This window comes from Streptomyces niphimycinicus (assembly GCF_018883605.1).
In the GTDB taxonomy this organism is placed as follows: Bacteria; Actinomycetota; Actinomycetes; order Streptomycetales; family Streptomycetaceae; genus Streptomyces; species Streptomyces niphimycinicus.
Genome location: NZ_JAHLEM010000101.1, coordinates 1 through 25865, shown reverse-complemented (window position 1 = coordinate 25865; position 25865 = coordinate 1). Strand labels below are relative to the sequence as shown.

At 68.6% G+C, this 25865-nt stretch carries 25 protein-coding genes; 7 read left to right on the top strand and 18 right to left on the bottom strand.

Features of this window, described 5'->3' with window-relative positions; translation table 11 throughout:
* Nucleotides 1–43 precede the first annotated feature (43 nt).
* From KN815_RS12120 to KN815_RS12105, 4 genes are all read right to left on the bottom strand, one after another.
* Nucleotides 44–769, bottom strand: coding sequence for a DUF4232 domain-containing protein (locus tag KN815_RS12120; protein WP_216341795.1), 726 nt, complete (start codon nt 767–769; stop codon nt 44–46).
* A gap of 192 nt (nt 770–961) precedes the next feature.
* On the bottom strand, nt 962–1324 hold the full coding sequence (locus tag KN815_RS12115; protein WP_216341794.1) for a cupin domain-containing protein: 363 nt from the start codon (nt 1322–1324) through the stop codon (nt 962–964).
* 262 nt (nt 1325–1586) lie between these two features.
* The gene (locus KN815_RS12110; RefSeq protein ID WP_216341793.1) at nt 1587–3872 is read right to left on the bottom strand and encodes a SpoIIE family protein phosphatase; all 2286 of its coding nucleotides are present in this window, start codon (nt 3870–3872) and stop codon (nt 1587–1589) included.
* Nucleotides 3873–3998: 126 nt separating this feature from the next.
* On the bottom strand, nt 3999–4997 hold the full coding sequence (locus KN815_RS12105; RefSeq protein WP_216341792.1) for an Lrp/AsnC family transcriptional regulator: 999 nt from the start codon (nt 4995–4997) through the stop codon (nt 3999–4001).
* A 126-nt stretch (nt 4998–5123) separates the two neighbouring features.
* Between KN815_RS12105 and KN815_RS12100 the strand changes: the two genes are divergently transcribed.
* The 4 genes from KN815_RS12100 (at nt 5124) to KN815_RS12085 (ending at nt 9688) form a co-directional block, all read left to right on the top strand.
* Nucleotides 5124–6605, top strand: coding sequence for an amidohydrolase family protein (locus tag KN815_RS12100; RefSeq protein WP_216341791.1), 1482 nt, complete (start codon nt 5124–5126; stop codon nt 6603–6605).
* Nucleotides 6606–6614: 9 nt separating this feature from the next.
* Nucleotides 6615–7931 (top strand): MFS transporter, encoded by a 1317-nt coding sequence (locus KN815_RS12095; protein ID WP_216341790.1) that lies wholly within the window; start codon nt 6615–6617, stop codon nt 7929–7931.
* A 46-nt stretch (nt 7932–7977) separates the two neighbouring features.
* Nucleotides 7978–9144: an alanine racemase gene (locus KN815_RS12090; protein WP_216341789.1), complete on the top strand. Its 1167-nt coding sequence runs from the start codon at nt 7978–7980 to the stop codon at nt 9142–9144.
* A gap of 79 nt (nt 9145–9223) precedes the next feature.
* A complete protein-coding gene (locus KN815_RS12085; protein ID WP_216341788.1) occupies nt 9224–9688 on the top strand; it encodes a RidA family protein in 465 nt (154 codons plus the stop codon).
* Between the two features lie 172 nt (nt 9689–9860).
* Here the strand turns inward: KN815_RS12085 and KN815_RS12080 are convergent, their stop codons facing one another.
* Together KN815_RS12080 and KN815_RS12075 are read right to left on the bottom strand one after the other, a co-directional pair.
* Nucleotides 9861–10112: a hypothetical protein gene (locus KN815_RS12080; protein ID WP_216341787.1), complete on the bottom strand. Its 252-nt coding sequence runs from the start codon at nt 10110–10112 to the stop codon at nt 9861–9863.
* On the bottom strand, nt 10105–10434 hold the full coding sequence (locus KN815_RS12075; RefSeq protein WP_216341786.1) for a hypothetical protein: 330 nt from the start codon (nt 10432–10434) through the stop codon (nt 10105–10107). The genes KN815_RS12080 and KN815_RS12075 overlap by 8 nt, the downstream gene beginning before the upstream one ends.
* A 291-nt stretch (nt 10435–10725) precedes the next feature.
* Here KN815_RS12075 and KN815_RS12070 point away from each other — a divergent pair, with 291 nt between their 5' ends.
* The 3 genes from KN815_RS12070 to KN815_RS12060 all read left to right on the top strand — a co-directional run bounded on the left by KN815_RS12070 (nt 10726) and on the right by KN815_RS12060 (nt 12326).
* A complete protein-coding gene (locus tag KN815_RS12070) occupies nt 10726–11550 on the top strand; it encodes a helix-turn-helix domain-containing protein (RefSeq protein WP_216341785.1) in 825 nt (274 codons plus the stop codon).
* Nucleotides 11537–11764, top strand: coding sequence for a DUF397 domain-containing protein (locus tag KN815_RS12065; protein WP_201855124.1), 228 nt, complete (start codon nt 11537–11539; stop codon nt 11762–11764). Before KN815_RS12070 ends, KN815_RS12065 begins: the two co-directional genes overlap by 14 nt.
* A 202-nt stretch (nt 11765–11966) precedes the next feature.
* Nucleotides 11967–12326 carry a hypothetical protein gene (locus KN815_RS12060; protein ID WP_216341784.1) on the top strand — a complete coding sequence of 120 codons (360 nt, stop codon included), beginning with the start codon at nt 11967–11969 and terminating at the stop codon, nt 12324–12326.
* A gap of 112 nt (nt 12327–12438) precedes the next feature.
* On the opposite strand, the gene KN815_RS12055 is transcribed toward KN815_RS12060, so the two are convergent.
* The 12 genes from KN815_RS12055 to KN815_RS12000 form a co-directional block, all read right to left on the bottom strand.
* Nucleotides 12439–12750 carry an SCO5918 family protein gene (locus KN815_RS12055; protein WP_216341783.1) on the bottom strand — a complete coding sequence of 104 codons (312 nt, stop codon included), beginning with the start codon at nt 12748–12750 and terminating at the stop codon, nt 12439–12441.
* A gap of 49 nt (nt 12751–12799) precedes the next feature.
* Entirely contained in the window at nt 12800–13198 is a 399-nt protein-coding gene (locus KN815_RS12050) for a CBS domain-containing protein (RefSeq protein ID WP_216341782.1), read from the bottom strand.
* Nucleotides 13199–13244: 46 nt separating this feature from the next.
* Entirely contained in the window at nt 13245–14759 is a 1515-nt protein-coding gene (locus KN815_RS12045) for a DEAD/DEAH box helicase (RefSeq protein ID WP_216341781.1), read from the bottom strand.
* A gap of 327 nt (nt 14760–15086) precedes the next feature.
* A complete protein-coding gene (locus KN815_RS12040) occupies nt 15087–15290 on the bottom strand; it encodes a cold-shock protein (protein WP_020868774.1) in 204 nt (67 codons plus the stop codon).
* 540 nt (nt 15291–15830) lie between these two features.
* Nucleotides 15831–16169 carry a MerR family transcriptional regulator gene (locus KN815_RS12035; RefSeq protein WP_100806344.1) on the bottom strand — a complete coding sequence of 113 codons (339 nt, stop codon included), beginning with the start codon at nt 16167–16169 and terminating at the stop codon, nt 15831–15833.
* Between the two features lie 1008 nt (nt 16170–17177).
* Nucleotides 17178–19928, bottom strand: a complete 2751-nt coding sequence (locus KN815_RS12030) for a bifunctional YncE/alkaline phosphatase family protein (RefSeq protein WP_216341780.1) — start codon at nt 19926–19928, stop codon at nt 17178–17180.
* A 6-nt stretch (nt 19929–19934) separates the two neighbouring features.
* On the bottom strand, nt 19935–21311 hold the full coding sequence (locus KN815_RS12025; protein ID WP_216341779.1) for an ABC-2 transporter permease family protein: 1377 nt from the start codon (nt 21309–21311) through the stop codon (nt 19935–19937).
* Complete coding sequence (locus KN815_RS12020; RefSeq protein ID WP_216341778.1) at nt 21308–22249, bottom strand: ABC transporter ATP-binding protein; 942 nt, start codon at nt 22247–22249, stop codon at nt 21308–21310. The genes KN815_RS12025 and KN815_RS12020 overlap by 4 nt, the downstream gene beginning before the upstream one ends.
* Nucleotides 22250–22589: 340 nt before the next feature.
* On the bottom strand, nt 22590–24062 hold the full coding sequence (locus KN815_RS12015; RefSeq protein WP_216341777.1) for a GntP family permease: 1473 nt from the start codon (nt 24060–24062) through the stop codon (nt 22590–22592).
* A 179-nt stretch (nt 24063–24241) separates the two neighbouring features.
* Nucleotides 24242–24655 carry a RidA family protein gene (locus tag KN815_RS12010; protein ID WP_216341776.1) on the bottom strand — a complete coding sequence of 138 codons (414 nt, stop codon included), beginning with the start codon at nt 24653–24655 and terminating at the stop codon, nt 24242–24244.
* Nucleotides 24652–25485, bottom strand: coding sequence for an IclR family transcriptional regulator (locus KN815_RS12005; protein WP_216341775.1), 834 nt, complete (start codon nt 25483–25485; stop codon nt 24652–24654). The genes KN815_RS12010 and KN815_RS12005 overlap by 4 nt, the downstream gene beginning before the upstream one ends.
* Nucleotides 25485–25865 (bottom strand): PfkB family carbohydrate kinase (locus KN815_RS12000; protein ID WP_253208911.1); only part of this gene is annotated, 381 nt, incomplete at its 5' end. The genes KN815_RS12000 and KN815_RS12005, both read right to left, overlap by 1 nt.

Sequence of the window (25865 nt, the reverse complement as noted above, 5' to 3'; positions counted from 1 at the left end):
GGGCAGCGGGGCAGTGGGCCTTCGTGGCACAGCTCTGAGCTGGTCAGCCGATGGGGTTGACGAAGGTGCCGGGATGGGTGGCGCCGCGCTGGTCGACAAGGCTGTCGGACTCCCAGGGCCACTCGATCTTGAGGGCCTTGGTCTCGTTGGGCGGGGTGATCTCGACCCAGGCCGGCTGGTAGAAGCCCTCTTCCTCCTTGGTGAAGGCGAGGTTGAGGGTGAACTCGGTGCTCTGGCCGGCCTCCACCTCCAGGGGGCTCCACTTCTGCGAGGAGCGGACCAGGGACCAGCGCTCGCCGCCGTTGATCGAGGTCAGGTCCACACCGGGGAAGCCGCCGAGCTTGCAGGAGTAGTTGCCCTTGTTCATCAGGACGACGGTGGCGGTCGTCCCGCCGTCCTCCGGCACCGGGAGCGCGTCCTCACCCGTGGCGAACGCGGCTTCCAGGTTCTCGGTGCGGCAGCGCTCGACGCCCGCGTGCGCCCTGCCGCCGCCTTCGGTGGCGGCCTGCCCACCGCCCGACCGCTTCTCCGCGGCGCCCGTCTCCGAGCCCCCCTTGGCCTTGGCGTCCGTACCCTGCGCACCGCCTGAGGAACCCGAGGAGCCGCTGGACCCGGCCGGGGCCGTGTCGGTCTGGCCCGCGGACTTCTTATCGCCGCCCTCCGAGCCGTTGCAGGCCGTCAGGGTCAGGGCGGCGGCCGCGGTCAGGACCGCGGCGGCCACGCGGACGGTGCGACGGCGGGCGATGCGGGCAGTGGTGTCGGAACGCATTTCGGGTCCCCCGGAGTAGTGGGTGTCGTGTTCTGCTCGGTACGACAACAACTCTGACCGGGACCACTACCGCACCACTGCCGCACCCCTGCCGCCCCACTAACATCCGGCTAACACGACTGTGACCAGGGAAGAGACGCGCCGTGTGCGTACGGCGCGGGCCGGGGCGGCGGTACGCGGAGCGGTCCGTGGTCAGAGGCTGATGTGGTACGCCTTGCGCAGCGTCTCGTGCACGGTCCACGTCGTACGGTCCCCCTCGCGCAGCACACAGGCGTCCCCCGGCCCGACCTCGATGACCGTCCCGCCCTCGAACTCGATCGTGGCCCGCCCACTGACCACGACGAACAGCTCGTTGGCCTCGGTGTCGGTCACCACACCCGGGGTGATCTGCCAGATGCCGCGAAGCTGCTTGCCGTCGGGTGACTCCCACAGGACCTTCCCGGTGACGACCGGGTCCCCTGAGACGATCTGCTCGGCGGCGAGGGGCTCGGCTTCAAGCTCCACATCGGGAATGTGAACGGCGAAGGAAGCAACGGAACGATCAATACCTGTCATAGCGGCTCACAGTATCCGCGCCGTCCCGGCCGCCCGGACGCGGCCCGCCTGCCGTCCCGGCGTGGAGCCCCCCGGGACGGCGCCTCGCGAAGGCCGCGAGGGCGGTCGTCCTCAGTATCGCTGTCGGCCGCCCGGGTAGCGGACCGGCCGACGGCACTCGGGCGCATCGGGGGGCGGGGGCTGCTCACCGAGCGCGTAACGGAACTTCACCCACCAGACGTGCCCCTTCGCCCGGCCGTCATGGATCTGCCAGGCCGCCGGCTTACCGGCGGTCGCCGAGCGGGTCCGGATTCTCAGGGACACGGATTTCGAACCAGGTTGTCTTGCCGCGCCCTGAGGGTGAGCTGCCCCAGGCGGTGGCGAGGGCGTCCACGATCAGCAACCCGCGCCCCGACTCGGCCTCCTGATTGGCCTGGTCAAGGCTGAGAACCGCGGTGGGCACCGGCGGATACGGGTCACTGTCGCGCACTTCGACGCGGACCCGGTCCGGATACTGCCGCAGGCGGAGATCCACTTCGCTGTGGGCATGGATCAACGCGTTGGTGACTACCTCGCAGGTCATCAACTCCACATCATCCCGTAGATACAGCAGCCTCCATTCGGCGAACAGGCCCGCTATGAATCGGCGGATACGGGCAACGCCCTGTAGGTCATGACGAGGTATCGAGGTGCGTGCCACCTGCGGACGACTCTCGGGCTGCGCTCCTTCGTACCGCAGCAGCAGGAGAGCGGCGTCATCCACCGGGGCCAACCGCGGAAGTCGGTCACCCACCAGGCGGTCGGCCAGGACTTCCAGGTTCTCGCCGCAGTACTCGGCCAGCACACGAGCCAACCGCTCAGCCGCGGCATCGGCTCCCAGCCTTCGTGCGTCGAGCAGGCCATCGGTGAACAACGCCGCCACCGACCCTTGATACATCTGGATTTCTTCCTGCTGGTAATGGGCGCCCGCGTCGATACCCAACGGTGGTCCGACCGGCAGACGTGCGGATGTGATGCGTCCCTGGACGTCACTGATGAGCGGCACAGGGTGGCCGGCGGTCGCGACGCTCGCGATTCCCGTTGCCACATCCAGCCACATGCAACAGCAGGTCGCATACAGGTCGGTGTCCAGTTCGGCGAGCAGCCGATTGCTCCGTTCGAGGACGCTGGCAGGTTCGTGCCCCTCGGCCGCGTAGGCCCGCACGGCGCTGCGCAGTTGCCCCATGAGGCCGACCGCCCCCAAGCTGTGCCCTTCGACATCTCCGATGACGAGCCCGATCCGACCGTCTGGCAAGGCAAGGGTGTCGTACCAGTCGCCGCCCACCTCGGCTCCCTCGGTCGCGGGCAGGTACCGGGCCGTGGTGACCACCTCGGATTGGTGGAGGAGACTGCGGGGTAGCAGGCTTCGCTGCATGGTCTGCGTCAGAGCCTGCTCGACATCGCAGGAACGGGCCCGCTCCAAGGACTGACCCACCTGCTCCAGCATCAGCATCAGGATGGCGCGTTCATCGGCGGCGAGGACGCGCCCGGACTCGGCGAATTCCAGGACGCAGCAGCCCACCACGCGGCCGTTGGAGATCAGCGGCATATAGGCCCGGGCCTGGTATTCCGGGTCGTGGTCGAAGTTTGGGTAGGCTTGGCGGACTTCCTCCAGTGTCGAGAAGAACTGGATCTCGACCCCGGTGACGGTGTCGGTCTCGGGTGCGTGGCGTGCCAGCAGTGTCCCTTCGACGCGGTGAATGGCCTCACGTGAGAAGCCCGCGGCGCCGACAACGTGCAGGCGTTCGTTTTGCGCGAGGCAGAGCATCAGTCCCCGGCCGCCGAACGGCCGCACCAGATGGGTCTGGGCGGTACCGACGACGTCCCGTGTGCCTACCGCGGCAGAAAGGTCGGAGGTGAGTTTCTGTAGCCGGTACAGGTGCGTGATCTCCGCAGGCGGGCCTCCGGGCGGTTCTTCTCGCTGATGAGGGGCGGCGTCCGGGGCGGGTACCGGCTGGAGGGCGTCGTGGGAAGGCGCGGACGATTCGGGGATGAAGAGCGGTACGAAGGGTGCCTCCACGGACACGCCTTGCTCAACGAGACGTTCCACCTCGCAGGCCAATTCGTCCGCGACCGTCCGGAGGTACTCCAGCTCCTGCCGGGAGACCTCTCGCGGGGGCGCCCAGCGCAAGCCCACGGCACCGAAGCGGTGCCGCGCCGTCCGCACCGGAACAGCCGCTATCAGCATGGGATACGCGGTGGCCGCGAGGACGGCTGGGAACCGGCGGGCCAGATTCTGGAGATCCGCTCTCTCGAACAGCACCAGCTCGCCTGTCTGGAATGCTCTGGATGCGGGAAAATGGAGGTCGTCCGCCGCAGCCCTGGCGATCATGGTGAAGCTCAGCGGTGTGGCCACGATCATGGCGGCGGCCAGCTCGCGGCCGTCTTCCGTCAGCAGATATACGCTACAGGCGCTCGGTCGCAGGCGGCTGTGCAGGCGGCGCAGTGCGGATGCGAGCCTGTGGTCGAGGGGTGTCTGCGGTCGCCCGGCAAACTTACCGGTGAGTGGCGCAATGAGCTTCTCGTTCATGAGGTCCGCCGTTGTGCTCAGCGTACGCCCGACACATCCATTTAATCCTTTGCCCGACGCGAGGATCCACTGCTCTTCGCCGCTCTGCCGTTTCCGCGGGAAATCGCGCACCTCCCCGCGCCGCGGTCAGGCCGGCAGGGCCATCCAGGGGTCGACCGGGACCACTCGGGTGCTGCGGCCCTGATCGTCGAGGATGCGGCCGTAGACCTTGGTCATCCGCAGGACGAGCCTGCGGTCCACCACCCTGGCGTCGGGATGCTCGCGGGCGATCTTGATCAGCAGTTCGTCCAGGTGGTTCAGGGAGTGCAAGCCCACGATCAGGCCCAGGTTCGCCGGGCTGGTCACGGCCGCGCAGTGCCGGGTCTCCGGCCAGCCGCCGAGCGCATGGCCGATGCGCTGCACCTCGGTGTCGGGCACGGTCAGCCACAGCAGCGCCATGGTGGGCCAGCCGGCGAGCGGCCGGGCGACGTCGCAGCGGAACGTGATGTCGCCGTGCCGGTGGAGCCGGTCCAGGCGGCGCTTGACCGCCTGCGGAGTGGTGTCGAGCTCGTCGGCCAGGCTCGCGTAGCTGCGCCGGCCATCGTGCCCGAGCGCCAGGAACAGGGCTCGGTCGGCGGCGCCGAACGGCCGGATCTCGCGCGGCAGCGGGCCAACCGCCTCGCGGACCTGGTCGGCCTGGCTGCGGTTCATCACCCCAAGGCGCCAGATGATGCCGCCGAAGGTGCTGCCGAACACGTGGCTGCGGACGTTGGTGACCTGCTCCGGCAGCGGCAGTGTCTTCAGCAGCACGGTCGAGATCGCCGCCAGGGACGGCGCCATGATGAGGGCGAAGACCTGGTACTCACCGGTGGTCACGCCGACCGTGATCACGTGTGGCAGTTCGGCGAGCCGCTCGGCGACCTGCGTGGCGGTGCCTGGCGCGCAGGCGAATTCGACGGTCGCGCCCTTCGACAAGCTGTTGCCCAGTGCCACCGTGGTCCAGGCGGCGCCGTCGTCGGTGAGCCGCTGCCAGCGGCGGGCCAGCGTGATCGGCGCCAGCTCCAGCACATCGGCCAGCGCGGTCCAGCTTGCCCGCGGGTTGATTTGCAGGGCGTCCACCAGCGAGAGATCGACTTCGTCCAGCACCGGTGGCCTCCTCGGGGCGTGTCAGCCAGATCACCATGCCGTTGTTTTCCAACATTCTAGGCGGGCTCGATAGAGATATTCATCGTCTTGCGACTCCTGTGGCGGAGCTTCCCCATTCTGCTGCGCATGGTGAGCAGCGAGCAGCAAATCGACCTGGTCCTGGCGGGCGCGCGGGTGATCGACCCGGAAACAGGTCTCGACGAGGTACGCAACGTCGGCATCAGCGGTGGCCGGATCGCGGCGGTGACCTCCGATAGGCTGGTCGGAGACGTGGTCGTCGACGTGTCGAACCGTGTGCTGGCACCGGGTTTCATCGACCTGCACAGCCACGCGCAGACGGTGACCGGGCTTCGGCTACAGGCCCTCGACGGCGTCACGACGGCGCTGGAACTCGAAATGGGCGCGGTGCCGGTCCGAACGGCCTACGCCGAGGCGGCCGCGGAAGGGCGGCCGATCAACTTCGGCTACTCCGCGAGCTGGGCGCTGGCTCGGATGCGCTTGCTGGACGGCGCGGCCCTGGACGCGCCGCCGTTCGACACCTTCTCCAAGTACCAGGGCGCACCGAACTGGCGCCGCCCCGTGGGTGCCCGCGACCTGGCGAGGGTGCTGGACCTGCTGGAAGAGCAGATCCACGACGGAGCGCTCGGCATCGGGATGCTGGTCGGGTACGCGCCCGACTCGGGCCGCGAGGAGTATTTCGCGGTCGCCTCGCTGGCCACGAGGCTCGACGTGCCGACGTTCACCCACACCCGCTTCATCTCCACCAAGGAACCCGGGACCTCGTTGGAGGGCGCGCTGGAGGTGATCGCGGCGGCGGCCGGCACCGGCGCACACATGCACATGTGCCACATCAACAGCACCTCCAACCGGATGATCGACCGCATCGCGGGGGCGGTGGACCGGGCCAGGGGATACGGCCTGCGCGTCACCACCGAGGCATACCCGTACGGCTCGGCGTCGACCGTGATCGGGGCGGCGTTCCTCGCGCCCGAGCTGCTGCACCGGCTCGGCATGGTGCCGAAGAACATCCTGTGCCTGTCCACGGGGGAACGAGTCGCGGACGCGGCGCGGCTGGCGCGGCTGCGGCAGGAGGATCCCGGCGCGCTGATCCAGTACGACTGGCTCGACGAGTCGAACCCGGCGGACCTGGAAACGTTGCAGCACTCGTTGCTGTTCGCCGACACCGCGATCGCCTCGGACGCCGTTCCGCTGGTGGGACAAATCGGCGAAACCTGGCCGGTCGCCGACGACGTCTTCACCCACCCGCGCAGCGTCGGCTGCTACGCGCGCACATTCGGCTGGCTGGTCCGCGAGCTGGGTGTAATGCCGCTGGCCGAAGCGGTCCGGCGCTGCACCCTGTTGCCGGCGCAGATCCTGGAAACGGCCGCGCCCGCGATGAAACGCAAGGGCCGGATCCAGGTCGGGGCCGATGCCGACATCGTGGTCTTCGACCCCGGCACGATCGCCAGCGGGGCCACCGCCACCCGTGTGCGGCCCTCCACCGGCATCGACCACGTACTCGTGGGCGGCACCTTCGTGGTCCGCGACGAGCAGATCCAACTCGACCGCCTGCCCGGTGAACCGATCTTCGGTCACCACCGCCTCTGAAGGAGCACCATGGCCACCACCAACGTCGCCCTGACACGGGACGCGCTGTACCGGCGGGTGGGCCGGCGGATCCTGCCGCTGCTCATCCTCTGCTACACCTTCGCCTTCCTGGACCGGGTCAATATCGGGTTCGCCAAGCTGCCCATGCAGCAGGACATCGGGATCAGCGAGTCGGTCTACGGGCTGGCCGCCGGGATCTTCTTCCTCGGCTACGTGATCTTCGAGGTGCCCAGCAACCTGCTGCTGGCCAAGATCGGCACCCGCAAAACGCTCTGCCGCATCATGGTCCTGTGGGGGCTCACCGCGGCGGCGATGATGTTCGTCAGCGGCGCGACGAGCTTCTACGTGCTGCGCTTCCTGCTCGGCGTGTTCGAGGCCGGTTTCGCTCCCGGCATCATCTTCTACCTCACCTGCTGGTACCCGCCGGCGCGGATCGCGGCGGCGATGGGGCTGCTCCTGCTGCCCGGCCCGATCGGCTCGATGATCGGCGGCCCGGTGTCCTCGTGGCTGATCACCCACACCGAGGGAGTCGCCGGACTGCACGGCTGGCAGTGGATGTTCCTGCTGGAAGGTCTGCCGTGCCTGGTGCTCGCACTGGTCGTCTGGACGACCCTGGCCGACACGCCGGAGCAGGCGGCATGGCTCAGCGCGGAGGAGAAGGAACTGCTGCGCCGCGACCTCGCGGTGGACGGCGACACAGGCACGCACGACTTCCGGCAGGTGCTGCGCGATCCGCGCGTCTACGCCCTGGCCATCAGCCTCTTCTGCCTGATCAGCGGCCTGTACGCGGTGAGCTTCTGGCTGCCGACGATCCTCAAGGAGAACGGGCTCACCGACATCGGTTCGATCGGCCTGTACTCGGCGGTGCCGTACGCGTTCGCGATCGTGCTGATGGTGGTGCTGGGACGGCGCTCGGACCGCACCGGTGAGCGCCGCCTGCACAGCTCGATCGCCGCGCTGATCAGCGCCGTCGCGCTCGCGGTCGCCGCGTTCACCGCAAGCAGCTTCGTGATTTCGCTGATCGCCATCATCGTCGCGACGGCCTGCATGTGGGGGGCTTACTCGGTGTTCTGGGCGATGCCGTCGACCTATCTGAAGGGCACGGCAGCGGCCGGCGGGATCGCCCTGATCAACAGCATCGCCCTGCTCGGCGGCTTCCTCAGCCCGATCCTGATCGGTTTCGTCAAGGACGCCACCGGCAGCACTGAGGTGGGCCTGCTCTCAATCGTGGCCCTGCTGCTGATCGGCAGCCTCACCATCTACGCCAACCGGCTGCCGATGTCCAGCGGTCAGCCGGCCCGTCCTGATCAAACTGCCGCGTCGTAGAGCACAGAACCTACGGCCCCAAAGCCCCCCAAAGTCAGGAGCATCAATGGATCACGACACGCCACGTGGCGAGTGCCGGCCCCGGAGGATGCCGGAGCTCCGCCTCAACCTGCGCGCGCTGGATCACAATGTCCAGCTCATGGCGGCCTGGTGCCGCGACCGGGACGTCGAACTGGCTCCGCACATCAAGACCACCATGACGCGCCCCATCGTCGAGCGACAGATGGCCGCGGGAGCGTGGGGCGTCACGGTGGCCACCGTGACGCAGGCTGGCAGAGCCCTGGAGTGGGGGGTACGGCGTGTGATCATCGCTAATGAAGTGGTCCACGGTGCCGATCTCGCCCTCATCCGGCGGTGGCTCGACCAGATGCCGGGGCTGGAGGTCTACTGCTTCGTCGACTCCAGCAGCGGGGTCGGCCTCGCCCGGTCGGCCATGGACGGCGCACCCCATTCCCTGCGTGTCCTCATCGATATCGGAGCGGAGGGATGCCGGACGGGTGTGCGGGAGCCTGCCGCGGCCGGTGACCTGGCCAAGGCCGTCCACGCGTCACCCGGACTCCTTCTCGCCGGTGTCGCGGGCTATGAGGGTGTCCGGCCCAACCTTCGGGACGCCGCCACCCTCACGGACGTCGACGAGCACTGCCGGAAGGCGATCACCGTGTTCCGCGGCCTCACCCCGCTGTTCGAGACCGCGCATCCGGTCTTCAGCATGGGCGGCTCCGCCTTTCCCGACCGAGTCGTCCACGCCCTCGCGAAAGCCACGCCGCACGGGGGTGAGCTGCCGATGGTGCCCGTTCTCCGGTCGGGCTGCTACGTCACCCACGACCACGGCACATACGAGCACGTCTCGCCCCTGCCGGGCCTGAGCGCGGCGTTGACGGTGCGGACGGTGGTGCTCTCCACGCCGGAACCAGGGCGTGCCATCGTCGGTGCCGGGAAACGTGAACTGCCCTACGACGCGGGCCTGCCGGTACTCGTGGCCGCGCACGACGCGCACGGGCTGCCGCGACCGGCCGCCACGGCGACCGCGACCCAGATCTACGACCACCACCTCGTCCTCACCGAGGCATACGGTCTGCACGTAGGCGACGAGGTCGACCTCGGGATCTCCCACCCCTGCTCCGCCTTCGACCGCTGGCCCGACATCACCGTGGTCGACGACCAAGGCCGCACACGTGAGGTGTGGCACCCGCAATTCCACCGATCACCGTGACCGTCCTGGCCCCGGCGCCCCAGGAAGGCCGCCGGCCACTGCCGTCATGACAAGCGTGACCCTCAAGAAAGGCGCGGACTTGAGCATCATCGAGAAGAAGATCGAGGCAATGGGACTGACCCTGCCCGTGGTCGCCGCACCACTCGCCGCATACGTACCGGCCGTCCAGTCCGGCCCGTACGTCCACACCGCCGGCCAACTCCCCCTGATCGAGGGCACGCTGCCCCTCACTGGCAAGGTCGGTGCCGAAATCACTCCCGAGCAGGCCAAGGACCTGGCCCGCACCTGCGCGCTGAACGCCCTCGCGGCCGTGAAATCGGTCGCCGGCGACCTGGACCGCATCAAGCGTGTCGTCAAGGTCGTGGGATTCGTGGCCTCCGCCCCGGACTTCACCGGCCAACCCGGCGTCATCAACGGTGCCAGCGAACTGCTCGGCAACCTCCTCGGCGGCAAAGGCAGTCACGCCCGCAGCGCCGTCGGCGTCGCCGTCCTCCCGCTGGACGCCCCGGTCGAGATCGAACTCCAGGTCGAACTCGCGGACTGAGACCGCTCGCCGGATCGCCGGATGGTTCCGGCCCCAGGACTCCTGGTCGCGCCGGTGTGCCCGTTCGTGGGGGCCGGGTCTTCTCGGCGACCGCCGACCTGGCGGCGCCGGCCGCCGTCCCGGGTGGAAGCCCCGGGACGGCGCCTGGCGAAGGCCGCCAGGGCGGTCGTTCTCAGTACCGCTGTCGGCCGCCCGGGTAGCGGACAGGATGACGGCACTCGGGCGCATCGGGAGGCGGGGGCTGCTCACCGAGCGCGTAGCACAGTGCCGCGTGCAACTGCTCCGCCTCGGCCGGAGTCAACTCCAGTTGGGCGATGGCGCAATGCTGCCCGCCTTGGAGGATCTGGAGCGGCAACGCGAGTTCCCCACCGTCCACCCGGCGCAGGCCCCGGCCCGGAACGGGACCGATCTGCCAGTCAGTCACGGCCGCCCCCGCCGGGCGCCGGACCGTCGCCTTCGTCGCACGGTGGCAGGCGGGCGCCCCTGCTCTCGGCGACCCGCAACACATCGCGCAGCGCCTCACACAACCGGTCCGCGAGGTAGCGGAGTTCTCGCGCGTCGGCCTTGGGGGCGGCCAGCAGCGCCCGAGCGTGCCGGAGGAGTTCCACCCCCATGGACATCTGTACGGCCTCGATCGTGTCCGCACGTCGGCTCAGCGGGCTGTTCCCGTCGTCCGACGACAGGTAACACGGCTTGCCGTCGGGATCCGACCACGGCAGCAGGCGCAGCCCGGTCATCGCGCTCATCCGGACGCCTCCACATCGTGGAGCACCGCCCGAGCCCCGGCCCGCTGACAGCCGGACGGCAATAAGGCGAGAAGTGCACTCACGCATGCGAGGAACCGCTCCCTAGGGTTGCTCACGTTCATCAGCTCCTATTTAGCTGGTGGGCCACGCCCTCGGGCCGGTGCACCCCGGTCGCGAGGGTCTTGCGCTTCTTCACGCTGTGTGGCGATTTCCTCACAGAGTGGGGGTGTTCTGGCTACGCTGCTAGGAGGGCGGGCCTGACAGCACAGCTTTCAACTCAGGGAGTCAGCCATGAAGATGGATCGGAGGCCACGCACCCCGAGGGAGAAGTACGGGGAGGAGCTGCGGCTCCGCCGCACAGCGGCCGACATGACACAGGAGGCGCTGAGCGAACGCGTGGTGTGTTCGCCCACGCTGATCAGTCACTTCGAGGCGGGACGCCGGTTGCCGAGGCCGGACGACGCGACGCGGATCGACCAGGCGCTGGGGACGGACGGGTTCTTCGCGCGGTGGCTGGAGGATCTGGAGTCGAAGTTCGCCGACCACTTCGCGGTCGCGGCGGAATTGGAGCGGCAGGCGTCAGAGCTTCGGCTGTACGGACTCTCTCTCGTTCCTGGGCTGCTCCAGACCGACGCCTACGCACGTGCGGTGCTGCGCACGGCCAGCCCCAACTACCGCACCGAGGATCTTGACCGGCGCGTGGTCAACCGCGTAGAGCGTGCCCGGATCCTCGATAATCTGTTGAGCCCCGTCATGTGGACCCTGTTGGATGAGGCAGTGCTCCGGCGCCGGGTCGGTGGGCCGCATGTCATGGCGGAACAACTGCGCAAGATCGCGGACATGGCCGAGGTTGGACGATTGCGGCTGCATGTGTTGCCGTTCGGTATCGGGGCCCACGCTCTCATCGAGAGCATGGTCACCCTCATGCGCTTCACCGATGCCGCACCCGTCGCATACGTCGAGGGCCTCCGTACGGGCAACTTGATGGACGATCCGACTCTGGTGAGCTCGTGCCAGTCGGCCTACGATCTCGCCATGGGCGATGCGGTGTCGCATGACGAATCCCTGGCCCTGATCAGGGCTATAGCGGAGGAACACGAACATGGCCAGCACTGATCACACCGTCTCCGACGCCTCTACCCTCACCGGATGGTTCAAGTCCAGCTACAGCGGGCCCAGCAACGGCGACTGCCTCGAAGTAGCGCTGGGCCACGCCGACGTACCCGTCCGCGACAGCAAAGACCCGCACGGCCCGGCGCTCGTATTCGAGCCGTCCGCCTGGTCGGCGTTCGTCTCCGCCGTCAAGCGCGGGGAGTTCCCCACCACCTGAGCCACCCAACTCCCCAGCGGGGGCAGCCGTTAGCGGCTGCCCCCGCTGGTTCCCACCGCCGTTGCATGTGCGTGCGCCGGTTAGCTGGGCGATGAAGGAACAGTGTGGTTCGCGCCGTCCTCGTCTGCGCAGTTCGATCTCGCATGTCGCACCAGCGCCACCACTCAGGCGGACCGAGCGGCGTTGATTACAATCGCTTCTCATGTCGAAGCCTGACGAACTGCTTGTTGATGTCGCGGCCTTGGTGGAGTCCGGGCACAGCAACCAGATGACTCTGACTGTGGTCGCCGGTGGTGCTGTCATCACGGGTCGGCTGGCTCCCGAAGCTGTCTGGCGGCAGCGGGTGTCCGAGGTCCTGGCGGACTCGGCCCGTCTCAATAGATTCTCTGCTGTCTTCACCGCTACGACGTGTGAGGAGAAGGCGCCCACGCATCTGCATTTCCATGTGTCGCGGATTCTGCAGGGCACGGTGGGGATCCCGGAGACAGGCGGGATGTACCGCGTGGCGATCGATGACGTCAGCGCTTGGACCGTGGGCGACTTCAGCTACTCCGACCAGTGAGATACGACGCTGCGAGTTGACGGACCGCGCGGCAACGCGGCGAGGGTCCGACCGGCACGTGTCGGTCGGACCCTCACTGTTGTTCTGGTGGCGGCTCGCACCCCCTCGTCGGTCAGACGGTGCCAGGGACGCCGAGCATCGCGGAAGCCTGCTGGAATGGGCTGGGGACACGCGTGGGCGCGGCTGTCTGGCGGGGGCCGGGGCAGGTGAAGCCGAGTTGCGTCATGGCCCGGAGAACTTCACCGGCGCTGAAATCGCGGCGGTCCTGGCGTGTGATGACCTGCCCGACCTGCTTGACCGGGTAGGTGCGGCGGCCGATGATCACGGACTCACCGATGACCTCTTCGGGCTTGATGCCCTTCATGGATTCCAGGACGCCGCTCTTGGTGAGCTCGAACGGGAAGCGGGCGATGACACAGCGCATGATGCCTCACAGAGAGAAGAAGGGGATGGCTCTACCGCGGTGAGGCGGTTCAGTGGGCGAGGACGCCCCGAGCGCTGTCCTGGTCTTCGACGACCGGCAGTGCGGCGAGGCGGCGGCCCAGCACTGCGTGCTCGGCTTCGGCGGTCGTGGTCACGGGTGAGGTGAACGGCCCACCGCCGTCGAGGATGTCGCGTAGTTGGACCCGGTCCGTGTACGCGGGGCTGTCACGGACTGCGGTGAGCTGGGCCTGGGTGACCAGTTGGGTGCACAGGCCGTCGTTGTCGCAGACGAACAGGTGCCCGGTGCGGGCGCCGGCCATGACGGAAAGGGCGACTTCGATGGTCATGTCGTCGCAGACTTGCAGTGCGCCTGTGTCCATGGCGTCCGCCACAGTCTGGTGTGCGGGGGTGACGTTCGTCGAGCGGGGCTGCATCTGAACCAGCGTCAAAAGGTGCCTCCTGCAGTGGTGGGTCAGTTTCCTGATCACGAGGCTTCTAGGCCGCCGCCGCGTCGAAGGAGGTCTGCCGCACGGTCCTGCGTCGGGCAGCCGAGGCGGGGCTGCGTCGGCCGCGTGAGGATGCGCTGCGCTTACGCCGTCCGGCCACCGGCGCGGTGATCGTGACGGGGATGCCGGAGGGTGCCTGGGCGCCGGTGATCTGACTCAGGGCCTCTTCGCCGACGCGGATCTGGGTGGTCTGGGGCACGATCCCGGCGGCGCTCATGAGACGGCTCATGTCGCGGCGCTGGTTGGGGGTGACCAGGGTGACGACGCTGCCCGACTCGCCGGCCCGCGCGGTGCGGCCGCCGCGGTGGAGGTAGTCCTTGTGGTCGGTCGGCGGGTCGATATTGACGACGAGGTCGAGGTCGTCGACGTGGATGCCGCGGGCGGCGACGTTCGTGGCCACGAGCACGGTGACGTGCCCGGTCTTGAACTGGGCCAGGGTCCGGGTGCGCTGGGGCTGCGACTTGCCGCCGTGCAGTGCGGCGGCCCGCACTCCGCTGTTCAGCAGGTCCTGCGTGAGCCGGTCGACGCCGTGCTTGGTGTCCAGGAACATGATCACCCGACCGTCGCGGGCCGCGATCTCGGTGGTCGTGCGGTGCTTGTCCGCGCCCTGCACGTGGAGCACGTGGTGCTCCATCGTGGTGACGGCGCCCGCCGACGGGTCGACGGAGTGGACGACGGGGTCGGTGAGGTAGCGGCGGACTAGGCGGTCGACGTTGCGGTCGAGGGTGGCGGAGAACAGCATCCGCTGGCCCTCGGGGCGCACCTGGTCCAGGAGTGCGGTGACCTGGGGCATGAAGCCCATGTCGGCCATTTGATCGGCCTCGTCCAGGACGGTGATCGCGACCTGGTTCAGCCGGCAGTCACCGCGGTCGATGAGGTCCTTGAGCCGGCCCGGCGTGGCGACGACGACTTCGGCGCCGCCCCGCAACGCGCCTGCCTGCCTGCCGATCGGCATTCCGCCGACGACGGTGGCCAGGCGCAGCTTCACCGAGCGGGCGTAGGGGGTGAGCGCGTCGGTCACCTGCTGGGCCAGCTCACGCGTCGGGACGAGGACCAGGGCCAGCGGCTGGCGGGGCTCGGCACGCTGTCCGGCGGTGCGGGCCAGCAGAGCCAGGCCGAAGGCGAGGGTCTTGCCGGATCCGGTACGCCCGCGTCCCAGGGCGTCGCGGCCCGCGAGAGTGTTGGGCAGGGTCGCACCCTGGATCGGGAACGGGACGCTCAGGCCCTGCGCGGTCAGCGCGGCCAGCATCTGGGCGGGCATGTCGAGGTCGGCGAAAGCCTCGACCGCGGGCAGCGCGGGAGTGATCGTCTTCGGCAGGGCGAACTCGCCCTGGACCGCGGCGGGCCGCCGACCGTGGCCGCCCGAGCGGCTCGGGCGCCCTGATCGGCTCGGGGCGGGCGAGCCGAAGCGATTGCCCCGGCCCGAACCGGTGCCGGAGTTGAAAGCGGGGCCGCTGGTGCGGCGGGTCCGGGAGGTGCGGTCGTTCGTACGTGTGGGGTTCATTTGAGAACCTTCCTTGATACGGCACGTATCAAGGAATTCCCGCAGCGGAAGTGCAGCGCGGGGAATCACGAGAACGGGCCGAAATGGAATGCGAAAGCGAAGACGCCATGCAGTGAATCCGCTGTGGGACGCAGGTGATGAAATGGGTGACGTAATATCGGCGTGAGATGCCGGACGTCGATGAGTGCGGCCCGGGAGAAGCGGCGCACCCCTGGAGAAGAGCTGGGTGCGGTTCTGTCCCACAGGAGGCATCACTGAGGGAAATCCCCGTAGCTGGGGCCCGCACTCCGAGGGATGCGGGCCCCAGCTACGAAGTGCGCGTCAGCGTCAGGCAGGAACGATGTTCTCGGCCGTCGGGCCCTTCTGGCCCGGGGCGATGTCGAAGGTGACCTTCTGACCTTCGAGCAACTCGCGGAAGCCCTGGGCGGCGATGTTCGAGAAGTGGGCGAACACGTCAGGACCGCCACCGTCCTGCTCGATGAAGCCGAAGCCCTTGGCCGCGTTGAACCACTTCACAGTGCCAGACGCCATGTCATATCTCCTTGTGGGGCAGTACGCCGGCACCCGCAATCCACGGACACCGGGTCGCCGCAATGATGCCCCGCCCGGAGAACAACCGGAAATACAAAACGCTTCCCGCAGCTAAATACTGGCGCAAGCGTTGAAGTTTTTGGGAACCAAAACTGCAACTGAGATCGACAGTAGCATGCGGCAGTGGCCCGCGTACGGCCGATGGAGCGAATTCGTTCGCTGCGATAAACACACTGTCCGCGCGACATATTTAACCCTCGTCTCGCGGCAATAGATATTGCCCCACACGCGACACAGTGTTCCAGCAAGAGCGGTCGTCACATACGGCTCGGCGGGCGCGACCACTGCGGCGGCACCCTCCTCCGCCCGACGGCGGCCCATGAGCGCGTCCCGACGCGTTCACGGCCGCTCGCGCATGCCCTGGATCCCGCCACCATCGTCTGACGGCCGTTGGCCATCGTTCGTGGCGTACCAGTCGGGAGGGCAGCCCGCCCAGGGCCCGGCCCGCAGTATGCTCCGCGCGGGCGGGACCGGACCACCTCAGCCTGCGGTCGTCGGGTTCTCTGAGGCGGCGGCGCGGCGGTATTCGGCGTTGATGCGCTGGGCTTCTTCGAGCTGGTCTTCGAGGATGACGATGCGGCAGGCGGCCTCGATGGGCGTGCCCTGGTCGACGAGCTCCCGGGCGCGGGCGGCGATGCGCAGCTGGTAGCGGGAGTAGCGGCGGTGGCCGCCCTCGGAACGCAGCGGGGTGATGAGGCGGGCTTCGCCGACGGCGCGGAGAAAGCCCTGCGTGGTGCCGAGCATCTCGGCGGCCCGGCCCATCGTGTAGGCGGGATAGTCGTCGTCGTCGAGACGGTCGAACGATTCGCCTGCTGTCATTTGCACCTCTCTGTGGAACGGGTGGAGGGGCCCGGGTGCCATATGGCACCCGGGCCCCGAAGGAACTGTTACACCATCTGCCGGCCCTGGTACTGCGCCGGCCTTCTGTGTCCGCTGACCCGACCTGGAAGTTGTCGGGGCTGCGGGGATCGCGGTTGCTTGACCGGAGACCACCTCACTATCGATGTCCTGCGGTACCCGGGCTCAAGACTCCGCCCGGGCGATCCTGATGGCGCCTGGCTCCTCCGTTCTTCCCTCTGGGATCAATCACTTACCTACTACTGTCCTGCGCATTGCTCGGTGGCCTGTCACAGCACCACTCTTCGGCAGCCAGCCCCGTTGCCCGTCCTGCGTTTGCTCTGGCTTGGAACCCCACTGCCGAACCTCCCGGTGCGCGCGTCCGCAGCCGACGCCTTCACCGAGGTGCTGCTCATTTAACTTCACTGCTGAGTACTGCTACTGCGTGAACTGCGGTACTGCTCGCGGCGGCCCCTGATCACTGCGGGCCACCTGGTCCGGCCGCCAGTCCCGTCGCCGTCCTGCAACAACCCTGGCTTCGAAACTCCACCGCCGCACCGTCCTGCGTACTGCAACTGCGGTTAACGCTGCCCGGCAGTTCGTGTCTCCGGGCCCTGCTGTCTCTCTGGCTACGAGAGAAACCATAACCACGCCACCGCCCAATGTCTACTCCAGCCAGGATAGATTTTCGTGACCCAGGTGGAGAGATAGTCGGCACAGGCCACGGGACGGGTGCCCGGCGGTCCCGCTACAGCCAGGCTCACCCACTCCGACCAGGCCGGTTGCGCCGGCCTCGTTGCCGCGAACACCACAGGCTGCCCCGTCCGGCCCTGCGGATGACCGCTCAGGACACGCACCCATCTCGGGCGGTGCGGGTTGCGTGGTGTGACCAGGCGCCGGCCTCGTCGCAGAGGATGCGGGCCACCACGCGGGTGGCCCCCGACCGGCGATGACGCCGGCCAGGGGCCACCCGGAGCGTGAGCGTGTGCGTCAGCCGTCGTTCTCCGCCGACGGGATGTAGGCGCCCGGCACGTCCTGCGGAGCGTAGATCTTCTTCTCACCCGGGTACGGCTTCGCCCAGTTGTGCGTCTCGTACCACGTGAGGTGGTTCATCTGGGCGGGGGGAGCGTAGTCCGGGACGGCATGGGGACCGGTCAGCCGCTGCTTCGACTTCCACTGGTCCCACTCGGCGGCGACGTTCTTCATGTCCGCCGGCACCGAGGCCGACAGCACGGCCGCAGCCTTCGGGCTCTGCGCCGCGGGGGTGTCCAGACCGCAGGACGGCGGGGTCTTCACTCCGTCGGTCAGCGAGGTCCGGTTGGGCAGCGTCTTGAACGGCGTGAAGTCCGGGCTCTGGGTGAACGCCGAGGCCATCGGGGTGGCCGCGGTGTCCTTCTGGTTCATCGGCTGGATCCCGAGGATCTGCTCGATGGTCCGCATCATGTTGATCTGCGAGTAGTAGTGGCTGTCGACCTTGCCGTGCTTGGCCCAGGGGCTGATGATCTGGACCGGGGCACGGTGGCCGTCGACGTGGTCGAGACCCGCCTGGGAGTCGTCCTCGACGACGAAGATCGCCGAGTCCTTCCAGTACTTGCTGTGCGAGATCCGGTCGACGATCTGGCCCACGGCGAGGTCGTTGTCCGCGACCTGGGAGGCGGGGCTCACCGGGCCACCGGTGTGGTCGCTGGAGAGCCAGAACATGTTCAGGTTCGCCGGACCGTTCTTCTCGAAGTCCTTCTTCCAGATCTGTGCCCGGTAGACGTCCGGGACGCTGGTGTCGAACTTCGGGAAGCCGTGCACCGACACGTCGTTGAGCGACGGGATCGGCGAGGTCGAGTTCAGCGGGTAGGCGGTGTCCTGACCGGTCGCCGCCATGTTCTTGGTGTCGCAGTACAGGTTCTGCCAGCTCGCGCCCGACGGCTTGGTCAGGAACTGCTGGAACTCGCCGAAGTTCCGGACGGACTTGCGGGCCGCCTGCGCACCGGTCCAGATGAAGCCGGTCTTCTGGTGGCCGAGGGCGTCGTCCTCGGTGTCGTAGCTGCGGGTGTACTCACCTGCCGATGACTCGGTGTACTCCGGGTCGTCGGCCTGCATCAGCCAGTTGTGGCCCTCGGCGGAGTTGGTGCCGATGTCGTACGTGTTGTCGTACAGGCCGAACTGCTTGGCCAGGGCGTGCTGGTTCGGCGTGACGTTCTCACCGAACTCGGTCAGCGACGGGTCGCCGTTGCCCTGCGGCACGTCACCCAAGACCTGGTCGTAGGTCCGGTTCTCCTTGACCAGCAGGAAGACGTGCTTGATCGTCGAGGGGTCGCCGAGCCTGACCGGGACCGGCACAGCCTTGGCCGGGGTGCCGTCGGTCTTCTTGAGGGACTCACCGTTCCAGCCGTTCTGCTTGAAGACCTTGCCGGTGTAGGACCTGATCACTCTGTCGTCGGGCAGCGTGAACTTCTGCACGCTCGACGTCGTGTCGTGGGTGCCGTGCCCGCCGGTGGCCTTACGGCGGGCGTCGATGCCGCGGGTGTTGGAGACGTACACCTCGTTGCCGGAGGTGGTGATCTCCGAGGGGAAGTAGTCCGTGGGGAGCAGGCCGACATAACTGACCGGCTCCTGCGCGGAGGTGAACTTGTAGACGGCGACAGCGTTGGCGCGGCCGAGGGTCACCAGCAGGTGACCGTCGTCGGTGAGGGTCACCGCGTCGGGCTCGTAGCCCACCCGGGCCTTGGCCCACGGCTGGGTGGAGATGGTCTGGACGACCTTGTCCTTCGCCGTGTCGATGACCGACACATTGTTGTCGGCGGTGTTGGTGACGAACACCACGCCGTTCTTGGCGTACACGGCGGTCGGGTGCAGACCGACCCCGATGCTGGAGACCGCGGCGTCCTGGTTCGCCAGGTCGATGACGCTGACGGTGCCGCTGGTGGTGGCGGCGGTCTTCTGGTCGGCGAGTACCTGCGTACCGTACGAGTTGATCGTGGGCTCGCCGGGCTTGGCCGGGCGGCCACCCTCGTTGCTGACGTAGAGCTTGTCGCCGACGACGACCATGCCGCGCGGGGCGTTGCCCACGTTCCAGCTCTGCTTGATGGTCCCGGTCGCCGCGTCGATGGAGACGACCCGGTTCTGGCCGTTGACCGCGGAGTACACGGTGGAGCCGTCGGCCGCGAACACCGCCGCGCCCACCAGGGCGCGCTTGGACCCCTGCGCCGGGATGCTGACGGTCCGCGGGCTGGAGACGCTGCCGTCCGCGTTCACGGTGAACACGGTGTAGCCGTCCGGCTGGCCCAGCCACAGCTCCTTGCCGTCGGGCGAGTACGTCGGGCCTTCCTGGCCCACGTTGTTGCTGCTGATGCGGGGGTTCGAGGACGCGGCGTTGCTGATGAGCTGCTGTGTCTTCCAGTTCTTCAGGTCCACGATGGCCAGGGCCGCGCCACCGTCGGTGACCGAGGCGGCCATGTGCGTGCCGTCCGGGCTGACCGAGGACGACATGATCTTGCCCTGGTTGATGACGAGACGGTCGCCGTACGGGGCGATGTACTGGTTGTCGGAGACGACCTGGCCATTCTCGGTGACCTGGCCGACCTGGTCCGTGCCGAACTGGTGGGTCTGCGCGAGCGCCGTGCCGGCGGCCACGAGGGCGACGGCGGTGGTGCCCGCCGTCAACAGCGGTATCCGGCGCCCGATGCGTCTGCTGATAAGGCTGATCCGAGCTTCCTCGGCGAGTTTGCGGCGGCGAGTTACCTGCATGGGGTGTTATCCCTTCGGGGTGGTGTCGAGCAGCTCGACGTTGCCGTCGAACTGCCACAGCGGGTTCGGTGCGTCCCCTTCGGGGGTCCGCACCAGGAAGTAGCCGTTCACTTCCTTCGGTCCATCGCCATCGGCCATGAACCGCCCGTCCGGAGTGACGTCGAGTTGGTAGATGGCCTGTCCGGTGGCCTCGACGCCGGGGAGATGCCAGGTCACGACGCAGCGCCAGTCGTTGCCCGGGCCGTCCGCCGCGACCCTGACGCTTCCCTTGTTGCACGACGCCGTGGTCTTCAACTGGGCCTCGGTGACGGCGGGCCGGTTGAGTTGGTCGGTCTGCATGCGGTACAGGTGCGCGAACGCCGTGGCGAGCGAGCGCTGCACCTTGTCCTGCTCGATGCCGGAGCCCGTCGCCGAGGTCGTCGCGGCGACGACCGCGAACGACGCGGCGGCCACCCCGACGAGCGGCAGGACTCCGACGGTGATCGCACGGCGGCCCGAACCGTCGTGGGCCAGGTTGGTGAAGTCGCGCCGCACGAAGAGCGCATACGCCAGCGTCGTCGCGACCACGGCCCATACGAGGCTGACAACGATGCCGATCAGCAGCGGGCCGAGTTGCCGGGGGCTGGTGAACAGACCGTTCCAGGAGATGAAGGCGTAGCTCGGCAGGGCCACGCGCACGGCCACCGGAAGAGGCAGCATCTGGGCGACCGCCATCGCGAGCGAGACGAGCACGGGCACCAGCAGCCCCATCGGGGACCGTCCCAGCGTGACCGACCCGAGAAGGCCGAGTGCGGCGAGCGCCAGGGTCGGAGCGAGGACGCAGACCCAGGAGAGCAGGACCGAGACGGCGGCGTCCGACGGTGCCAGGAGATGGCCGTCGAGACCGACCAGCGGCTGGTTGCCGACCACGAGGAGGCCGCCGGCGGTGCTGGAGACCGCGAGCCCGGCCACGAGCAGCAGCAGGACGGTGAGACTGGCCACCGCCTTCGCCACGAAGATCCGCCGAGGCGAGCGGACCGCGACGAGCAGATGGCGCCAGGTGCCGAGCCGGTCCTCGGAGGCGAACACATCACCGGCCACGACCGAGGTCAGCAGCGGGAGCGCCCAGGTCCCCGCGAAACCGAGCATCACCAGCGGCCCGGCCCACCCGGAGGCGAGCATCCAGCGCCCGAAGAGGGTGTCTACGGGAAGCGTGCTCTGCTGGCTGACCCCGGCGACGAAGAGGGCGGGAGCGATCCAGCAGGCGAGTACCAACAGGCGGATCCGCCACTGGGAGACGAGCTTGACGAACTCGAAGCGACAGGCACGGGTGACGGGGACGCGACGGCCCCCGGACACCTGCTCGTGTTCCTGCCCCCGGCTCCGGGTGAGAGGCTCGGTCATCTGTCGGCCTCCTGCCGCTCGGTGAGAGCGAGAAACGCGGCTTCGAGCGGCGACACCACGGGAGTGAGCTCGCGCAGCGCGACGCCCCCCTCCACGAGCCGCACCACGAGTTGGTCAAGGGCGGGCATCAGGGCCCGTACGACGAGCGGTTCGGCGTGCTGCCGTACCCCGGCGTCGACGACGACCTGGATCCCCGGCGCGTCGTCCGCCAGCCGGCGCGCGGCCCGCGGGTCGGAGGTGAGCAGCCGGTAGTCGAGTTCACGGTTCTCGGTGGCCAGCTTGGCCAGCGGGCCGGAGAAGACGACGCGTCCGGCGGCGAGGATGGTCACCTCGGAGCACAGGGCCTCGAGGTCGTCCATGTTGTGGCTGGAGAGCACGACGGCGGTTCCGTCGGCCGCGAGCCCGTTGAGGACACCGTGCACGTGCTTCTTGCCCGCCGGGTCGAGGCCGTTGGACGGTTCGTCGAGCACGAGCAGCCGGGGCTTGGTCAGCAGGGCGGCGGCGAGCCCGAGCCGCTGGCGCATGCCGAGGGAGAAGCCGCGGGTACGGTCGTCGGCGACATCGGTGAGACCGACCTCGGCGAGTACGTCGTCGATCCCCGCCGTGCGCGCGTCGTGGCCGCGGAGTGCGGCCAGCGCGGCGAGGTTCTGCCGTGGGGTGAGCGAGGGGTAGAGAGCGGGGCCGTCCACGAAGCCGGCGACACCGTCGGGAGCGTCGAGTGCCCGCTCGACCGGTGTACCCAGGACCTCCAGGCGACCGCTGTCGGCCACCGCGAGCCCCAGCAGAAGGCCGAGCAACGTCGTTTTTCCGGCGCCGTTCGGTCCGACCAGGCCGTGGATCCGACCCTGCGTCACCTCGAGATCGATGCCGTCCAGGGCGACGACATCACCGAAGCTCTTCGTGATACCGCGAGCCCGGATTGCGCGGAGTTCTTCCATGGGTCCCTTTCCTTCAAATGCCTCAAGGACCCTATGGATTGATCATGCTGCTCAGAAGGATGGAGAGTTGAATCTACGTAGAACATGAAACGACTTGGCATGCGCGACGTCGTCGCCGAGCGGGATCCCTCCATTTCGATCAGCATTCTTTGCCGTTATTTGGTCAAACTTGGGTGCTCCCATGAATGAGTTGCGATGGCGAATGTCGCGGTGAATGCCAACTGGGCACGGAGCGGAATTGAGCCAGAGGCGACGGCCCCCGAATCCCGGTGGTTTCCGCCGGGATTCGGGGGCCGTCGCCATGCGGGCACCGTCCGCTAGGTCATGCGGGCACCGTCCGCTAGATGACGATGCTCAGCAGGGCCGCCACCACGAAACCGGCCACCGACAGCACCGTCTCCAGCACCGTCCAGGACTTCAGCGTGTCGCTCTCGGAGATGCCGAAGTACTTCGCCACCATCCAGAAGCCGCCGTCGTTCACATGCGAGGCGAAGATCGAGCCCGCCGAGATGGCCATGATGACCAGCGCCAGATGGGCCTGCGAGTAGTGGCCCTCGGAGAGCATCGGGGTGACGATGCCCGCCGTCGTGACGATCGCGACCGTCGCCGAGCCCTGGGCCACCCGGAGCACCACCGAGATCAGCCAGGCCAGCACGATGACCGGCAGGCCCGCGCTGTCGAAGGCGTCGGCGAGGGCCTGGGCGACACCGCTGCCCTTGAGGACCGCGCCGAAGACCCCGCCCGCGCCGACGACCAGGAGGATGTTGCCGACCGGCTTCAGGGAGGCGGTGGAGACGGTCTCCAGGGACTTGCGGGACCAGCCGCGCCGGATGCCCAGCAGGTAGTAGGCGAGGAACAGGGCGATCGTCAGCGCCACGAAGGGGTGGCCGAAGAACTCGATGACCGAGCGGCCGGTGCTCGGGTCCAGCGCGACGGAGGAGAAGGTGGCGCAGAGGATCAGGACGAGCGGGGTGCCGATGATCGCGAGCACCGTGGCCACCGAAACCGGCCGCTCGGGCGGGGTGACGCCGGAGGCGCGCTGCTGGGCCGCGACCGCCTCCCGGGACTCCTCGGCCGCCTCGACCATGTCCTGCGGTACGGGGACGAAGATGCGCTTGCCGATCCAGGCGGCGTAGCCCCACGCGGCCAGCACCGACGGGATGCCCACCACGATGCCCATCAGGATGACCCAGCCCAGGTCGACATGGAACAGTCCGGCCGCGGCCACCGGGCCGGGGTGCGGCGGCAGGAAGGCGTGGGTCATGGACAGGCCCGCGAGCAGCGGCATCGAGTAGAGCAGGATCGACTTGCCGCTGCGCTTGGCGGCCGCGTAGACGATCGGCGCGAGGACGAAGATGCCGACGTCGAAGAAGACGGGTATGCCGAAGATCAGGCCGGTCAGGCCCATCGCGAGCGGTGACCGCCGCTCGCCGAAGATGCCGAGCAGCCGGGCACTGAGCGCCTCCGCGCCGCCGGAGACCTCGAGTATCGCGCCGAGCATGGTGCCCAGGCCGATGATGATGGCTATGTGGCCGAGGATGCCGCCCATACCGGATTCGATGAGCGAGACGGCGTCCGACTTCTGGACCGTGCCGAAGAGTTCGGTGACCGAGAGACCGGCGGCCAGGCCGACCGCGATGGAGACGCCGAGCAGCGCCACGAAGGGCTGTAGCCGGACCTTGATGATCAGGTAGAGCAGTAGCGCGATGCCGAGGGCGGCGACGGTCAGCAGACCGGCGGTGCCGTCGATGAGCGCGAGCAGACCACCGGTGTGGGGTGGGGTCTCGGCAGCGGGAGCGGCCGCGAGCAGCATGGGGAACTCCGGATGTGGGTAGGCGGTACCGCCGCACGGCCGGGGGGCCGCGCGCTGGACGGGCGTGGGTGCGGTTGATCAGGGCTCGAGCTTCCGACGACGGGGACGGTGAGGACGAGTCAGGGGTGGAACCCGCGGCGGGCGGAAGGCGGCTCCCGCCCGCCGCGGGGCTTTCGGGGTCAGCCCAGGACGGCGAGGGCGTCGATCTCGACGAGCAGACCGGCGGGGAGGCCGACGTAGACCGTCGTACGAGCGGCCGGGGCCTCCTTGAGGTCGGCGAAGAACTCGTTGTAGATCTCGTTGAATTCGGCGAAGTGGCCGGTGTCGGTGAGGTAGACGCGCACCATCATGGCGTCCTCCCAGCTCGCGCCGCCCTCCTCCAGGACGGCCTGCACATTGCGCAGGGTCTGGAGGGTCTGCTCGCGCAGGCTCGGCCCGACGGGGGTGGGGGCCTGGCCCGCGACGGCGGGGCCGAAGCCGACCTGACCGGCGACCTGGAGGATGTTCCCCTTCTTCACACCGTGGGAGAACTTGGCGGGCGGGGTGGTGTGGGTGGCCGGGGTGATCGGGGTCTTCTGAAGCTTCTCGGTCATGAGGAGGGCTCCTCGGCTTTCTTCTCGGGTGTTTCCGCTGTTACTTGGGAGAGGTTCCGCGAGGCGTGGGACACCGGTGCCGACACCGGGGCGCCACCCGAGTATTCCCGGCTGATCTCGTCCGCCGTGCGGCGCACCAGCGGCAGCAGGGAGAGGAGTTCCTCGGCGCTGACGACGACGTTGGGCGCCGACACCGAGCAGGCGGCGACGACCCGCCCGTCCGTACCCCGGATCGGGGCCCCCACGCAGTTGATCGACTCCTCGTGGCCGCCGAAGTCGGTGGCCCAGCCCTGTTCGCGCACGGTCGCCAGCTCCTTGAGGAACGCGGCGGCGTTCGGCGTCGAACGGGGCGTGTACGCGGGGTAGGTGAGCCGCTCGGCCAGCGTCCGCCGCTCGGACTCGGGCAGATCGGCCAGCAGCAGCTTGGCCACGGCGGCGACGGTGATGGCGACGGGCTTGCCGATCCGCGAGTACATCCGCACCGGATAGCGGCTCTCCACCTTGTCGATGTAGAGCACCTCGTTCTCCTCGTACACCGCGAGATGGACGGTGTGCCCGCACCGCTCGTTGAGCGCCAGCAGATGGGGGTGGGCGATCTCGCGTACGTCGAGGTTCTCCACCGCCTCCTGCGCGAGCGCGAAGAGGCGGGCGCCGAGGCGGTAGCGCTGGTCCTGCTGGCGGTAGACCATGCCGTGCTCATGGAGGGTGCGCAGCAGCCGCAGCGCGGTCGACTTGTGCACACCCAGCCGCGTGGCGACCTGCTCCAGATTGGCCGGGCCCTCCGCCAGCAGCGGCAGGATGCTCAGCGCTCGGTCGACGGTCTGGCTCATCAGTCGGATACCTCCACCGCTGCGGTCTCGGCCCACTTTTCGGCGGGAGTCGGCAGATCTGTCCAGCCGGGGCCGAATCGCAGTGTGCCCCACCGCGTGGCGTCGAGTGCCACCAATTGGTCGGCCCGCTCACGGGAGGGCGGGGTGGCGAGGTCGCCGGGGACGGTGAGGGCGGCGGCGGCCATGAGGTGGCCGTGGCGCAGCCGTTCGGCGACGGGCAGTCCGCGCAGGGTGCCGGAGAGGAAGCCGGCGGCGAAGGCGTCGCCCGCGCCGACGGGGGCGACGACATCGACGCGCGGGGCGGGTTCGAAGGTGACGGCGTCGGTGCGGTCGCCTGGGCGGCGAGCACCGGCGTTGTGGCCTGGGCGGCCCGCGTCGGC

Bases quoted from the DNA above. Each gene is read 5' to 3' on its own strand.
- KN815_RS12120 (WP_216341795.1), bottom strand. From the start codon at position 769: ATGCGTTCCGACACCACTGCCCGCATCGCCCGCCGTCGCACCGTCCGC.
- KN815_RS12115 (WP_216341794.1), bottom strand. From the start codon at position 1,324: ATGACAGGTATTGATCGTTCCGTTGCTTCCTTCGCCGTTCACATTCCC.
- KN815_RS12110 (WP_216341793.1), bottom strand. From the start codon at position 3,872: ATGAACGAGAAGCTCATTGCGCCACTCACCGGTAAGTTTGCCGGGCGA.
- KN815_RS12100 (WP_216341791.1), top strand. From the start codon at position 5,124: ATGGTGAGCAGCGAGCAGCAAATCGACCTGGTCCTGGCGGGCGCGCGG.
- KN815_RS12095 (WP_216341790.1), top strand. From the start codon at position 6,615: ATGGCCACCACCAACGTCGCCCTGACACGGGACGCGCTGTACCGGCGG.
- KN815_RS12090 (WP_216341789.1), top strand. From the start codon at position 7,978: ATGGATCACGACACGCCACGTGGCGAGTGCCGGCCCCGGAGGATGCCG.
- KN815_RS12075 (WP_216341786.1), bottom strand. From the start codon at position 10,434: ATGAGCGCGATGACCGGGCTGCGCCTGCTGCCGTGGTCGGATCCCGAC.
- KN815_RS12070 (WP_216341785.1), top strand. From the start codon at position 10,726: ATGAAGATGGATCGGAGGCCACGCACCCCGAGGGAGAAGTACGGGGAG.
- KN815_RS12065 (WP_201855124.1), top strand. From the start codon at position 11,537: ATGGCCAGCACTGATCACACCGTCTCCGACGCCTCTACCCTCACCGGA.
- KN815_RS12060 (WP_216341784.1), top strand. From the start codon at position 11,967: ATGTCGAAGCCTGACGAACTGCTTGTTGATGTCGCGGCCTTGGTGGAG.
- KN815_RS12055 (WP_216341783.1), bottom strand. From the start codon at position 12,750: ATGCGCTGTGTCATCGCCCGCTTCCCGTTCGAGCTCACCAAGAGCGGC.
- KN815_RS12045 (WP_216341781.1), bottom strand. From the start codon at position 14,759: ATGAACCCCACACGTACGAACGACCGCACCTCCCGGACCCGCCGCACC.
- KN815_RS12040 (WP_020868774.1), bottom strand. From the start codon at position 15,290: ATGGCGTCTGGCACTGTGAAGTGGTTCAACGCGGCCAAGGGCTTCGGC.
- KN815_RS12035 (WP_100806344.1), bottom strand. From the start codon at position 16,169: ATGACAGCAGGCGAATCGTTCGACCGTCTCGACGACGACGACTATCCC.
- KN815_RS12030 (WP_216341780.1), bottom strand. From the start codon at position 19,928: ATGCAGGTAACTCGCCGCCGCAAACTCGCCGAGGAAGCTCGGATCAGC.
- KN815_RS12025 (WP_216341779.1), bottom strand. From the start codon at position 21,311: ATGACCGAGCCTCTCACCCGGAGCCGGGGGCAGGAACACGAGCAGGTG.
- KN815_RS12020 (WP_216341778.1), bottom strand. From the start codon at position 22,249: ATGGAAGAACTCCGCGCAATCCGGGCTCGCGGTATCACGAAGAGCTTC.
- KN815_RS12015 (WP_216341777.1), bottom strand. From the start codon at position 24,062: ATGCTGCTCGCGGCCGCTCCCGCTGCCGAGACCCCACCCCACACCGGT.
- KN815_RS12010 (WP_216341776.1), bottom strand. From the start codon at position 24,655: ATGACCGAGAAGCTTCAGAAGACCCCGATCACCCCGGCCACCCACACC.
- KN815_RS12005 (WP_216341775.1), bottom strand. From the start codon at position 25,485: ATGAGCCAGACCGTCGACCGAGCGCTGAGCATCCTGCCGCTGCTGGCG.